Below are 13,629 nucleotides of genomic sequence, written 5' to 3' on the forward strand. Positions count from 1 at the left end.
CTAGGTACTATTTTTATTAAGATGTTACTTTTTTTTTTACCAAAAACCCCTCATGTTTATGATGGTTTTTAAGCTGATTAAAAGTTAAATGTTTCTTGTAACTACATTTAACTTCACATTCGATTAGAAGTAATTTATTTATAAATAACTCTAGCCGTTCTATATTTTTAAAATTATCTCTATATGGAGAACTCCTTATTTGGCTTTCCCTCAATGCTATCTTAACTGTCCTTCGATATCTTTCTATCTGTGCTCTAGATCTCTTACTATTTCTGGTTATAATTGAATTTAATATCTTTTCATCGTAGATCCATTCTTCATAATCTCTAACCAGGTTAGATAGTTCTCTCGAATCAAAATCAAAGAATTTCTTTTCTAAGATCTTGTCGTTCCGGGATAATTCATTTACTATCAATTTAAATAGTTTTTCTCCAATATGATTTTTAACTGAGTTTGTTATATCTTTTATGGTAAGATCATTGACACTGTTTGTCTGACATACTCTTTTGATTATAGATTGGGTTATCTTATGCTCTAATTTAATTAATGCACCTTTTTGCTTCTTCAAGTTTTTCTTATTGTGTTCATGTGCTTTTGAATATAATCTGATCTGCCATCCAACCATGATCTTAAATAAGAACCCTGTAGAATAAAACCTGTCCATAGTTGATCTATAGTTTGAATAGACCAGGCTGTCTTTAGTATCATATTCCCTGGCTAAGGCCCTATAAAATATCATAATTAGATTATTAAACTTATAGAATGAACCTATATACTCCTGAACAGCTAATTCAAAATAATCATAGAATAGATCATGGATAGTTATCTCATTATCCAGGGATATTTCTCTTACTAAATTTAAGATCTTATCATCTACAATTTTCTTTTCTATCTCTGAGGTTAGTGGATACAGGTTAGTTGCTGCATTACTCCTGGGATAAGAAAAATCTATTTTTATTGTAGAAGTTTTATTTAAATGACTTATAACCTTGATCTCATTTATGTTTTCTTTTCCTATGGAGTAATTTTGTGTATCTCCTAATGCTTTTCTGCCTAGGATATGACGGTACTTTTTTCGTATTCCTATGTCTATTAACTCAATATGAGCATCAACTAATACCCATATAGAAGCTCTATCTAGCCCTACCATATCCCCTCCTTCTTAACTTATGTATTCATAGAGATACTGCAATAGTGATTTGTTTTAGGAGGTCCACTTCATTGCAATATCTTTAAAAATACATAAAATTTTTATTTTAGTTTCCTGGCTTTCTCTACACAATAGTTTTCTATCTCTAATGCTACATATCCCTCTTTGGAAGGTATTCTGTCCCTTATAAATCTCTGCATATTATCCCAATCAAAGTTTATTTTAGTGTATAGCTCTTCTTTTTCTACCTTCCCCATGGATTTCCATCCTATCTTTGCAAGATCCTTTCTTTCATCTTCCAGGGCTTTTATTTGTGTTTGTCTAAGCTCTCTTTGCTCTTTCCAATTCATATCTCCTCCCCTGCTGGGTAATTGAGTTCCCACCTTCTCAATGTTGAATAGTTTCCCGTTAAATTAACTATTTCCCTAAAAAAAAGAACCCATTAAAGACAATCTAGTAAAATACATACTAAATTATCGATAATGGGTTCAAGACCTCGAATATCATTTATTTTGTTTTAAATTTATTTATTGAGTTACAATTGGAGCATATAATAGTTGATTCTATCCCATTAGAAGAATAATTTGTTTTTCCCTTTATCATAAAATAATCATTTTCTATGGTAGCTAATTTTCGATTACATTTTTTACACCTTATTTCTTTTTTCTCATCTTTTAATTTAGTCATCCATCCTCCTACATTCAATTTTAAAATGCTTATTAACTACATAACATCTAAAATTGATCTAATTTCAGATAGAGCTTTTAAATCTCCTCTATTAATTGCTTTTCTTAATCCCCAGGCTGATTTAAACTTTGAAAGTGTAACTAGTTTAGTAAAAGTAACATTCTTATCAATTAATTGTTTTTTGATTTCCTTCATATGTTCGCTCATAATTTCACCTCATAAATTATATTACACTAAAAAAAGCTAATTAGCAATAATAAATTTTTAAAAAATAAAAAAACTTGGATATCTCACCAAGTTTTCATTAATTACTTTTATTATTTATTTAAAGCATAAAATTCAATAGCTTTATTTTTCATATCTTCAATATTTTTAAACTTAGTATAAGTTGTAATCATATTTTGTAGGTGCTTTTCCTGGGTCATTCCCTTTCCAAGTTTGATATTAACTTTCTCCTCAAACTCCTCCATTGACCTAAGAGTTGAATATTCTTTAAAAAATTTTTCTGAAAGTAGTTCCTCTGTTGAAATTTCACCATTGTCCAAAGCCTTCATAACTGTCTTTATAGCTAATTTATCTACCATTGTTACCCCTCCATATTTTTTAAATAATTATCCTCCTACATTCTCAAAAGAAATCTTTATTAATTCCTTTGCTGTTTCTAAATCCTTTTCCTCAGTTATATAAAACTGAAAATTTCCAGTTCCAAAATGTCCTATATTAGTTACATCTCTTCCAACGTCTTTCCACTTTTCTAACTCACTACTAGTAAACTTTAAGTTTATTATTATTCTTTTCTTTTGGCATTCAAGACTTGTAAAGTTTTTAGCTATCTTATATGCCACATAATTCTTTTGAGGGACTTCTTCTACTTCTTCACTTAAGTTAACTGTATAGTCCCTTATGTCATCTATAAATTCTTTCAAATCAGTAGTTCCTAATTTATTGGATATTCGTTCATATGTCCAAACAGGTTTTTCTGTTTCTTTTTCATCTACACGAACTACTTTTTCTTTGCATTTGTTATTTTCCATGTTAACAAATATCTCCTCAAGATTAAACATCCCGTTTTCAAAGTTTTTATATTTCCAGAGTTCTATTGATTTATTCATGACTTTTACAGCATGAAGATCATATTTTTTATATCCTGGAGCGATACAAATAACCCTTATATTACTCCAGTCAATATCTATATATCCAAGCTGTTTATTAACAGCCATTTGAAAATCTCCCTTGTGGTCTTCTAACCAAGACAGATAATATAGTGATTGGTTAAGAAGACTTGAAGATTCTTCTTTTTTATATTCAATGATTACAGGGTTATTATCTTCAGATATAGCTATAGTATCTATCCTTCCAGAGTGAATACTACCAGTATAAAACTCTGAAGCTACAAATTTACAATTAAATATTTCTTCTAAATTATTTTCAACTAATTGTTGGAGCTCTCTTTCTAGTGGAAAATTCTTTTGTTTTACTACATTAAGAACCCCATTTTCTTGATTAAATAATGGCATAGTTATGTCTCCTTTATTTTTTTAAATTAAATAAACTCTCTTCGTTTGAAGAAAATACCTGTTTCGAGCAATTTTTCCCTACATCGTTAGCATAAGAAATCATTTTAGAATCTGCAGGAAGAATACAATTATTTTTTAAGTCTGGATAATTAGGATATAAAGCTAAACAATAATCTTTACTTAAAGGGAAAAAATGTATCTGCGTGTATGAGTCTAGTGAAACACCACTAGAATAAGCACAAAATTTTATTTTAGAATTTTCTTTTGCCTCAAGAATAACCCATTTTTTTTGTAAAAAGAATCGACTTATTTCATTAAATGGAAAATTTTTTAATGTTTCTAAGTGTGATAATTGTTTATCTATACTAAATTTTATTTTATTTTCAGGAATATCATTATTAAACATACCTTTTTCTTTTAATATTTGATAAGCCCCTTTAAATGCCCATGAATTAATTTCAGCTGCCATTTCCCTAAATTTATCTGTTCTACTTATTTGAAAAGCGAGATAAAATGCCAGATGACCTTTTGTTTTTGAATCAAAAATATTTTGTATATTAAGTAATCCATTTGGATAAACTCTGTTATAAAAAGGTACTTCAATATATTTGCTTATATAGTCTTCTAGTTCGTTATTGGGAGCATCCTTATCAACCTCATAAAAATAATGTTCTGAACAAATTTTTTCTATTCTTTTTTTTAATATTTTTAAATTATCAACATCTAGTACATAAACTTTAGCTTTTTTTCGATCTTTATTTTTTGAGTTTATTTGAAATTTTCTTAAATATCCTTGTGGAATGTAATGTTGATTTTTTACTAAGTTTAATTTAGACATCCTTAACCTCCTCTAATCACTTCAGTATTATTTTTACACAAACATCTGTTGTAATAATCCCTTTTTAAAATCTTTCATTTCATTTATTTTGGTATTAACTACCCCTATTTTTTTATCAATCATCGATAGAAAATTAGCTATTCTATTTTGCTCTTCAAGACATGGATAAAATAATTTAAGATCTCCAAAAACAGAATAACTAATCTGTTTCCCATCACGAATTCCTACAACTGCACTATTCAATCTAGAAATGAAATCTTCTTTTTTTAGATAATTTTTATAAAAAACATCTGAAATAGATAACTTCGGTTTTAATACTGTATAAGCGGGACTACTGATACCTAAAATATTAGAATATTCTATTCCTCCTTGAAAGGATCTTAAACTGATTACAAAATCTCCCGGTTCAATAATTTTATAATTTTTTATCCCTGCTTCTGAAGAATTAATTTTAAGATTTAAGTTATCCCTCAAAACTACACCTTTATCTTGTGTTACTGCTAATATGGGTAAATCTCCATTGTGTTCTTTATTAGATTGATTCTTAAATATTTCCTTAGCTTTCAAAAATTCCCAAGCAGGATACTCATTCCCATTCTCATTTTTAAACTTAATCTCTTGAGAAAATATTTTTTGCATTATTCCTTTCTTATATTCCTCTAATAATTCTTTCTTTTCTTCCAATTTTCCTATCTTGTTGTCTACAGATGATAGAAATGAAGCTATTTTTTTTTGCTCAAATATAGTAGGATACACTATCTTTAATTTAGCTATTTCTTTAGTATTTATAACTCCCTGAGTTGATCCTGCTGTAACTGCTAATGTTTGTTTTTTTACTCTGTCAGAATTAATCAAATTAATCAGAAGAATATTATTCATAAATTCTTTGGCCCTAAGAATGACTATATTAAGAGTATTTGCACTATCTATGTCTGTATATAATGATGCTTGACCATTCGAACCATGTCTAGCAATTAATATATCTCCATTTAAAATCTGTGATTTTTTATTTTTTTCATGAAATTCATTTGTTACATATTTTATATTTTTGGTTACAACTTTTCCATTAACTAGATTACCTGTTCTAATAAGTTTTACACCTTTACTTGACGTAGTATAAAACTTTTCACAAGTCCCTACAAAACCAACATTCAATTTTGAACAAACTTCAGATAAATTTTTACTCTCCCAATCCCCATTAAACTCTTTAAATCTTAATTTAGGTTGTAATTTATTTTCCATAGCTACCACCTAAACCATTGGAGCTTCTATTCCAAGCTCCTCACAATACCTTTTTATTTCTTCATCAATATCTTTCATACTTTCATCTAATGCTTTTATTTTTTTAGCTGTTTCTTTTAAATCTATTTCCTCTTCCTCTTCAAATGTATCAACATATCTTGGGATATTGAGATTATAGTCATTTTCTTTTATCTCTTCCATAGTAGCTAGGTGGGAAAACTTCTCTATCCCTTCTCTTTTTTTGTAAGTTTCAATTATTTTTTCTACGTCACTGTCTTTCAACATATTTTGATTCTTATTCTTTTCAAATAATTTACTTGCATCTATGAATAATACGTTATCCGATACTTCCCTGCACTTTTTAAAAACTAAAACACAAGTTGGGATAGATGTCCCATAAAATATATTAGCCGGTAGTCCGATTACTGCATCTAGATAGTTTTTTTCTTCCAACAGGTATTTCCTGATAGTTCCTTCAGCTGCTCCTCTAAATAATACTCCATGAGGTAATACAGTTGCCATAGTCCCGTTATCATCTAATTGATGGATCATATGTTGTACAAAAGCAAAATCAGCCTTAGTTTTCGGTGCTAACTTACCATAACTAGCAAATCTTTCATCAGATAAAAATATCTGATTAGCAGACCATTTTGCAGAAAATGGAGGATTAGCCACTACAGCTTCAAACCTTTCCTCTCTGTGATGAGGTTCTTCTAGTGTATCTCCCTGTAAGATATCAAAATCACTAAATTTAACATCATGTAATATCATGTTCATCCGAGCCAAGTTATATGTGGTAGTATTTAATTCCTGCCCATAAAAATGACTTACTTTGCTTTCTTTAGCTACTCTTAGAAGAAGTGATCCTGATCCACAAGTAGGGTCATATACAGATTTTAATTTTGTTTTATTTGCTGTTACTAATTTTGCAAGTATCTTTGATACCTGTTGAGGAGTATAAAACTCTCCTGCCTTTTTACCTGCTCCACTTGCAAATTCTCCTATAAGGTATTCATAGGCATCTCCTAATACATCTATCTCTGTGTCTTCATGTTTAAATTTTATTTCATCCAAATGTTTTATTACTTCAGATATTAATGTATTTTTCTGTTCTACAGTTCTTCCTAATTTACTGGATGTAAGGTCTACATCTTCAAATAAACCTGTAAAATCCTGTTCACTGTCATGACCTAATGCTGATTCTTCTACAAGTTTTAAAGCTTTAGTTAGATCTTCTATAACCATCTCTTTATTTCTAGCTCTTTCAGATAGATTATGGAATAAGTATTTTGGTTCAATAAAATATCCTAATTCATCTATAATAGCTTCTTTTAATTCTTCCATTAACTCACTGTCTTTAACAGCATCTATAAATGTAATTCCATCTTCTTTTAATTCTTCATTTGCAAAATCTTCTATTTTTTCAGATAAAAATTTAAAGAATATAAATCCTAAAATATAATCTCTAAATTCATCTGCTCCCATATTTCCTCTTAGTTCATTGGCTATTGCCCATAGTCTTTTCTCTAATTCCTGCTTATGTTCTGACATTTATTTATCTCCTATTTATTTGAATTTATTCTCATATTTTTTTTTGAAATTTTTAATTTTTATATCTTTCTCTTTAGCCCATTCTTTTAAGTATGTAGTATCTTTTTTTAATAATTTTTCTTCGATTGCTTTGATCAGTTCATTTACTGCAGTAAAAACACCTTCTAGAGCAAGTTCTATATCTTTTGGATATCTTAAAGATCTTAGTTCTAATATCCCAGACTCATTCATTCTATTGTGTATAATTGAAGTTTGTCCATGAACACTCATAGAATAAATTTTAAATGGCCCATTAAAAAGTCCTCTATAAGAATTACTATTATCATTATAAAGGTCATACCATTTTACTCTCCCTTTCTTTTTTTTATTCACCTTGACTAATTCATCTTTTATTTTTTCTTTAAAACTTTTTAAGTCCTCAACCATTACAGTATAATTTATTCGGGCCTCTTTTAGTTTCTTTTGTTGTTTTTCCTTGGCTGATTTATCTTCTATACTTTCTTTAAAAGTTTCCAAGTCTTTATATTCTTTATTGAATTCTTTATCAAGTTCATCGAGTGCCTTTTTTTTATATTTAAGAAAGTCTTCTTGTTTAAAATATAAATATGACATAGCTCTCTTTTCAGAATTTTTTTTTAAAATAAACAAAATTTCGCAAGTCAATTCGATAAGACATCGCATTAAAATATTTATATTATCTGCCGAAGCATAACTTCCTAATATTTTTATCCCATCTATTTTTTCTAAAGCTTCTCTACTCAGCATTAATGTAAGGTTTTCCGTAACCCCAATAATTTTAATTTTATTTATTTCTTTAAATACTTTATAAAAATCTCTGAATAATTCATCTATTATAGATACAAATTCCTTACTCATCTCATTTATAAGTTCAGTTTTTTCTTGAAAGCAATCCAATTCCATAAATCCTCCTCTGGCAGTAAGTCCCTACCAAGTATACTTATGTACAATCTCTGCAACCTGGTCTTTGATTAATTCTATTTTTGCTTTTCCATCTCTAAATCCTAATTTTTGTGTGAAAGCTCCCTTTATCTGTTTTCTGTCAAACTTGTTGGAATATTCATATTCACTCATTATATTTTCCATTCCCTCTCTATCCAACTGTTCATCTTCTACAAGGTTATTTATCGCACTTTCTTTTTCTACTTGTATAAATTTATCGAATTCATCTTCGATATTTTCCGGATTATCCAAATGAGGTACATTTTCTTCTATAAATTTCTCTATAAGTTTCTTCTTACTTCTAAGTTCAGGTGCATTTTCTATAGCTTTTAGTATAAACTCTTTATCCTTGGCAAAACCTTCAGCTTTAGGATCAAGTTCCTTTAATAAAGCCATGATATAAGCCACATTTATATCATCTCTTCTGATAAGATCTATTTCAAAATCCAATTCATCTATTATAGACGTTTTCTCAATTCCATTTTCATTTGTATTTTTATATTTTTCAAAAATATCTAGATATTTACTTTTATAATCTTCAAATGTCTGATGATCTATATCTAATACATCAAAAGAAAACTCACTAAAACTAGTTAATCTAGTCATAACTCTGAGCAGGTTTCTATATGCTTGGACAAAATGTGCTATATCATCTTCACTCTGCAGGTCATCTACTGAATCTACACTTGGAGTTATTGCTGTTAGTTTTTCTAAATAACCATTAAATTCATCTACATATGCAGAATATTCTTTCATTAATACAGTCTCTAAAGCTTCTTTATTAGAAAATAATTTTATAGCTTCATCTGTTCTATTTTTTAGATTTCTAAAACAAACTATATTTCCATGCTTTTTCTTTTCATTTAATAACCTATTAGTTCTTGAAAATGCCTGAACAAGTCCATGATATTTTAAATTTTTATCTACATAAAGTGTATTTAATCCTTTACTGTCAAAACCTGTTAGGAACATATTTACTACTAATAGAATATCTATCTTTTGTTTTTTTACTTTCTTGGAAATATCAATATAATACCCATTAAACCCGCCATCTTTGTTTAGGTCATGGTTAGTTCCAAATGTAGTATTATACTCAGTAACTATTTCATCTAGCTTATCTCTTGTATGCTTATTAGTTTTTTCTTTCTCTTCTTCAGTATAACCATCTGCTTCCAGATCTTCTTCATTAGCTGAATATGTAAATATTGTAGCTATTTTTAGATTATGGTCCTGGCTTTTAAGCAAATCATAATATTTAATCAATGTATCGATAGAACTAATTGCAAAAATAGATGTAAACTCTTTACCATATGTTTTCCTGGTATGATTAGCAATTATAAATTTTGAAATATTTTCTAATCTTTGGGGAGCATTAAAGACCTCTTTGGTATCTATACCCTGAACTTTGAGATCATCTACCGGGAGATCTTCTCCATCAGGCCCGATGAGACACTTGGACTTAAATGTATTATAATATTCCACTGAAAATCCCAATACATTGTCATCACTTATGGCATCTTTAATCACATATTTATGTAAACAGTCATTAAAAAGATCTGCAGTAGTTTTATGTTTTATTGCATTATCTGCAAATATAGGTGTACCGGTAAATCCGAAAAATTGTTTTTGATTAAAAAATTCAGTTATCTTATTATGTGTATCTCCAAACTGGGATCTGTGACACTCATCAAATATAAATACCATCCTTTTATCTTTTGCTATACTCATTTTTTTCTCTAAATTTCCCTTACTAATAGCATTATTTAATTTTTGGATAGTGGTAATTATTAGTTTAGTTTTATTATCTGTTATCTGTTTTACCAGGTGATTGGTGTTATCTGTACCATCTATACTTCCCTTTGAAAAAGCATTAAATTCTTTTATAGTCTGATAATCCAGATCTTTTCTGTCTACTACAAATAATACTTTTTCTATATTTTTATTCTGAGTAAGAATTTGACTTGCCTTAAATGAAGTAAGGGTTTTCCCTGACCCGGTAGTATGCCAGATATAACCATTTTTACCTGGTGAAGTTTCAACTCTGTTCAAGATTTTTTCTACTGCATAATACTGATATGGTCTCAGTGCCATCAATATTTGGTCCGATTCATGAAGCACTATATATTTAGCTATAATCTTAGCTAAATGACATTTTTCCAAGAATATATCTGTAAATTTATTTAACTCACTATATCTGTTATTTTCAATGTCAGTCCAATAAAAAGTCTGCTTAAACGACTGATACCTGTTATTGGCATAATATTTTGTATTTACACCGTTACTTATTACAAACAGCTGGATATAGTGAAATAATCCCTGATAAGAATGTTTATGATATCTGTTTACCTGGTTAAATGCTTCTTTAAGTTCTATCCCTCTTCTCTTTAGTTCGATCTGTACCATGGGAATTCCATTTATAAGAATAGTCACATCATATCTATTTTTATATTTTCCTACCATGGTAATTTGATTAGAAACCTGAAATATATTTTTACACCACTCTTTTTGATTAAAGAATTCTAAATAAAAAATATCTCCATTATCTCGGTTTAATTCAAATTTATCTCTTATTTTCTTGGCTTTTTCAAATACACTCCCTCCAGACAAATGGATAAGAACTCTTTCAAATTCTCTGTCAGAAAGATATATCTTATTATGAATCTCAAGCTGTTTTCTAAAGTTTATTTGAAGTTTGGCTTCATCATCTATACAAACTTTTTCATACCCTTGTGATACTAGCTGATCTATAAGTTTATTTTCAAGTGCTGCTTCTGATTGTGTGCACATAATTTATCTCCTAAAACCTTTATTTTTTTAATTCTTCACCATTTAAAATTATCATTGGAATTTCCTAATTAAAGATTGTTTTTTTCCTCTATTAACTCTAGCAACACATCTAATTTATTGACATCTAATAGCGTTTTTGATTGATTAAATGTTACCTTTCTAGAAAAAACATCCCCTAACTCTTCACTAGAAATTGGACTAAATGTTTTAATAGTTCCCTTTGAAAAGAAATATCTTCCTTTCTCTTCCCATACGTCCTTAACAACTTTATCTAAAATTCCACATGCTACAATTGAAGCTCTAAATTGAAATAATATGAGTGCTTTTTCTCCATCTGGGAGGGCGATTCCTTGCCCTTCATAGTTATAAAACATCTTTCCAGTTATTTTTTCTCTTTCTTTTAACCTTCCTTTAAAAAATTCTTCTTGTAAATCTTCTATCCCCCACTCTTTAAATTCTTCTTTAGAGCTCATAGGTAGAATTTGTATCCTTGTCCTAGTCATTAAAGATTCTAGATCTTTTATTTCCATAATTTACTCCTTATAAGTTTTAGTTATTTTTAATTCCATTCATCCTCATAATATGTTTTTATTACCTTTCCTTCACACTTTAATTCCTCACTATTTAAAATTATTAATGCAGGAACATCAGGGTTAAATGATACTAATTGGATAATATTCTGACTATCTATTAATAATTGTTTTATAAAAGTCTCCTCATTATACGTAAACACACAAACTTTTTTATTCAGTTCTTTAGGGTCTTCACACATTCCAGGGTCTACCAACGCTACTGATCCATCAAAAATAGATTTTTTCCCCATCCTAGTCATGGAATCTCCTTCTACCCTCACTGCAAATCTTCCTGGAGCATAGTCTTCTGCCGGAATAACAAATTCTTCATCAATCATATCTGATAAATTTATATATCCTGGACCTGCACTTGCAGTTCCATACATTGGAACTGTAGTTTTTTGAGTTTCGATTCTAGAATTTATTCTTTTTACATTTGATGGTATGTTTAAATAGCCTATCTCGTTAAATACTTTAATTACATCAAGATCGTATATTTTGCATAAGCTTTTTAGCAATATTGCATTGGGAACTTTTCTCTCTGCATTTTCCAACCTTTGAACATCACTCTTACTAATTTTTAGATTTAAAAAATCTAATTTTATTTTTACCTGTTCTAATGTTAATTTTTTATTTGAACGACCATTTTTCAATAATTCTCCTAATTTAATCATTTGGTCATTATTTAATTTCATGAAATCACCTCACTTACATTCTATAGCTTTTTAGCTACTTTTCAAAACAAAATAAAAAAAAATGTTGCTTTAAAGCTAAAAAGGTAATATACTAAAATTATAAATAGTTTATTAGCAACAACCGAATAGCTAATTAAATATTTTTTTAGTTTGAAACCCATTTAATAAAAAAAGAGCAGAATATTCTGCTCTAAATTATCTATTATATTAACAACAATTTTGATTACTATAACTATTTCCATTAAGAAAATAAGAATTTGTATCTTTATTTTGTAAAAGTATCTTCTTATAGCTAAGATCCTTTTTTTCTTTAGATATATAGAATTCATTTAAATATCCTAATAAAGATAATCCCATTAGACCTATAATTATTAAATCTTTTGTTTTTAATTTCATTTTTTCTCCTTTAAATTCTGAATAGTGTGGTTCAAGATGTAAAGAAATAGCCCCCAAGCTGCTCTTGAACTGCACCATTGAGATTTTAATTTATTATTTATAATATATTTTTCTACACATAAAACCTAAAAATATAATCCAAAAGAGTGTATATCCAAAGGTTACAAAAAAATGAATTGGAATATTTTCAAAATATATAACTGCATCGAAAAATGCTCTGAAGCTAAAAAGTGTAACTAATCGATCATAAGAAGGATTCCCTTTTTTACCTTTTTCTTCCCTTAAAAGGGCATATAATCCTACTGGAGCAAAAAAAATAAAAGAAAGAATAAAAAATGTCTTTTTGAACTTACTTATTGCTCTCATAGAAATCATCTCCTTAAACTCTGAATAGTATGGTTCAATACGCACTTATTGAACTGTACCATTGAGACTTTAATCTTACTTTGAGTCTTCTTTTGGAATGTACTCGATTAGGTCTTGAATTTTGCAATCGAATAATTTGCAAAGCTTATCTATCGTGTCATAATCCATTCTTTTGATTTTTTCATTATAAATATTTGAAATAGTCGATGGACTCATTCCAGTCAACCTTGATACTTCAACTATAGAATATCTTTTTTCTCCCATAAGTTTTGATAGGTGATTTTTAATCATATATTTACCTCCTTTATTTTCTTTGATTATACTACGAAAATAATGGTTAAACAAGGTAATCATATGATTAGTTTAGTAAAATCATTTGACAAGTCATATGATATATAATATACTTCAACTGAGAAAACAAAGTTTTAAACTTATTAATCATTCTTATCAACTGATTAATAATATGAAAAAATGTTTTTACTTAGGGGGTATAAAATGGATAAAAAAGATATAGAAAAGTTTCTAGGCTTTCTCGGTGAGCTAGAAACTAATGGAAAATTAAAAGACAATTCTTTGGAAAGAGAGTTCTCAAGGTTATTTAATAAAATTTTTAATTTAATAAAGGAAACAGGTGATAAAGATCTTGAAAACTTGCTTATTGAATTTGAAGGTTTAAATGTTTCTTTTATTGAGCAAGTAAAAAAAGATTACTTTCTTTATGGATCTATCGGAAAAAATGTTTGTGAAGGTTGTGCCTTGGAAGATTTAAAGTCTGGTGATCTATCATGAGTTTTAAAGATTTTAGAAAATTAGATGTAAAAAAATATTTAGAAAAATATGGGAATATAAGTCTTTCAGAATTGATTGA

17 protein-coding genes are annotated in these 13,629 nt (G+C 28.4%); 1 reads left to right on the top strand and 16 read right to left on the bottom strand.

The genetic code is table 11. The features are described 5' to 3' along the window. Positions 1-16: 16 nt before the first annotated feature. The 16 genes from K337_RS18010 to K337_RS0107850 form a co-directional block, all read right to left on the bottom strand. Positions 17-1,150 (bottom strand): hypothetical protein, encoded by a 1,134-nt coding sequence (locus tag K337_RS18010; RefSeq protein ID WP_051251669.1) that lies wholly within the window; start codon positions 1,148-1,150, stop codon positions 17-19. A 101-nt stretch (positions 1,151-1,251) separates the two neighbouring features. Further along, entirely contained in the window at positions 1,252-1,500 is a 249-nt protein-coding gene (locus tag K337_RS0107780) for a hypothetical protein (RefSeq protein WP_028856098.1), read from the bottom strand. A 157-nt stretch (positions 1,501-1,657) separates the two neighbouring features. Then, positions 1,658-1,837: a hypothetical protein gene (locus K337_RS0107785; RefSeq protein WP_028856099.1), complete on the bottom strand. Its 180-nt coding sequence runs from the start codon at positions 1,835-1,837 to the stop codon at positions 1,658-1,660. A gap of 36 nt (positions 1,838-1,873) precedes the next feature. Beyond that, complete coding sequence (locus K337_RS20100) at positions 1,874-2,044, bottom strand: hypothetical protein (RefSeq protein WP_169712882.1); 171 nt, start codon at positions 2,042-2,044, stop codon at positions 1,874-1,876. Between the two features lie 110 nt (positions 2,045-2,154). After that, entirely contained in the window at positions 2,155-2,421 is a 267-nt protein-coding gene (locus tag K337_RS0107795) for a hypothetical protein (protein WP_028856100.1), read from the bottom strand. A 27-nt stretch (positions 2,422-2,448) separates the two neighbouring features. Next, positions 2,449-3,354: a DUF5655 domain-containing protein gene (locus tag K337_RS0107800; RefSeq protein WP_028856101.1), complete on the bottom strand. Its 906-nt coding sequence runs from the start codon at positions 3,352-3,354 to the stop codon at positions 2,449-2,451. Positions 3,355-3,367: 13 nt separating this feature from the next. Next, positions 3,368-4,192, bottom strand: coding sequence for a DUF4238 domain-containing protein (locus K337_RS0107805; RefSeq protein WP_028856102.1), 825 nt, complete (start codon positions 4,190-4,192; stop codon positions 3,368-3,370). Between the two features lie 33 nt (positions 4,193-4,225). Further along, on the bottom strand, positions 4,226-5,434 hold the full coding sequence (locus K337_RS0107810) for a restriction endonuclease subunit S (protein ID WP_028856103.1): 1,209 nt from the start codon (positions 5,432-5,434) through the stop codon (positions 4,226-4,228). Between the two features lie 9 nt (positions 5,435-5,443). After that, entirely contained in the window at positions 5,444-6,985 is a 1,542-nt protein-coding gene (locus K337_RS0107815; protein ID WP_028856104.1) for a type I restriction-modification system subunit M, read from the bottom strand. Positions 6,986-7,000: 15 nt separating this feature from the next. Next, a complete protein-coding gene (locus tag K337_RS18015; RefSeq protein WP_037029258.1) occupies positions 7,001-7,906 on the bottom strand; it encodes a DUF5677 domain-containing protein in 906 nt (301 codons plus the stop codon). Between the two features lie 24 nt (positions 7,907-7,930). Next, positions 7,931-10,732 carry a type I restriction endonuclease subunit R gene (locus tag K337_RS0107825; protein ID WP_028856105.1) on the bottom strand — a complete coding sequence of 934 codons (2,802 nt, stop codon included), beginning with the start codon at positions 10,730-10,732 and terminating at the stop codon, positions 7,931-7,933. A 68-nt stretch (positions 10,733-10,800) separates the two neighbouring features. Further along, on the bottom strand, positions 10,801-11,262 hold the full coding sequence (locus K337_RS0107830; RefSeq protein WP_028856106.1) for a hypothetical protein: 462 nt from the start codon (positions 11,260-11,262) through the stop codon (positions 10,801-10,803). 29 nt (positions 11,263-11,291) lie between these two features. Continuing rightward, positions 11,292-11,999 (bottom strand): S24 family peptidase, encoded by a 708-nt coding sequence (locus K337_RS0107835; protein WP_028856107.1) that lies wholly within the window; start codon positions 11,997-11,999, stop codon positions 11,292-11,294. Between the two features lie 207 nt (positions 12,000-12,206). Continuing rightward, a complete protein-coding gene (locus tag K337_RS0107840; RefSeq protein ID WP_028856108.1) occupies positions 12,207-12,395 on the bottom strand; it encodes a hypothetical protein in 189 nt (62 codons plus the stop codon). 93 nt (positions 12,396-12,488) lie between these two features. Then, positions 12,489-12,761 (bottom strand): hypothetical protein, encoded by a 273-nt coding sequence (locus K337_RS0107845; RefSeq protein ID WP_028856109.1) that lies wholly within the window; start codon positions 12,759-12,761, stop codon positions 12,489-12,491. A gap of 75 nt (positions 12,762-12,836) precedes the next feature. Continuing rightward, positions 12,837-13,052, bottom strand: a complete 216-nt coding sequence (locus K337_RS0107850) for a helix-turn-helix domain-containing protein (protein WP_028856110.1) — start codon at positions 13,050-13,052, stop codon at positions 12,837-12,839. Positions 13,053-13,256: 204 nt separating this feature from the next. On the opposite strand from K337_RS0107850, the gene K337_RS0107855 reads away from it, so the two are divergent. Further along, positions 13,257-13,550: a hypothetical protein gene (locus tag K337_RS0107855; protein ID WP_028856111.1), complete on the top strand. Its 294-nt coding sequence runs from the start codon at positions 13,257-13,259 to the stop codon at positions 13,548-13,550. Positions 13,551-13,629 lie beyond the last annotated feature (79 nt).

This window comes from Psychrilyobacter atlanticus DSM 19335 (assembly GCF_000426625.1).
In the GTDB taxonomy this organism is placed as follows: Bacteria; Fusobacteriota; Fusobacteriia; order Fusobacteriales; family Fusobacteriaceae; genus Psychrilyobacter; species Psychrilyobacter atlanticus.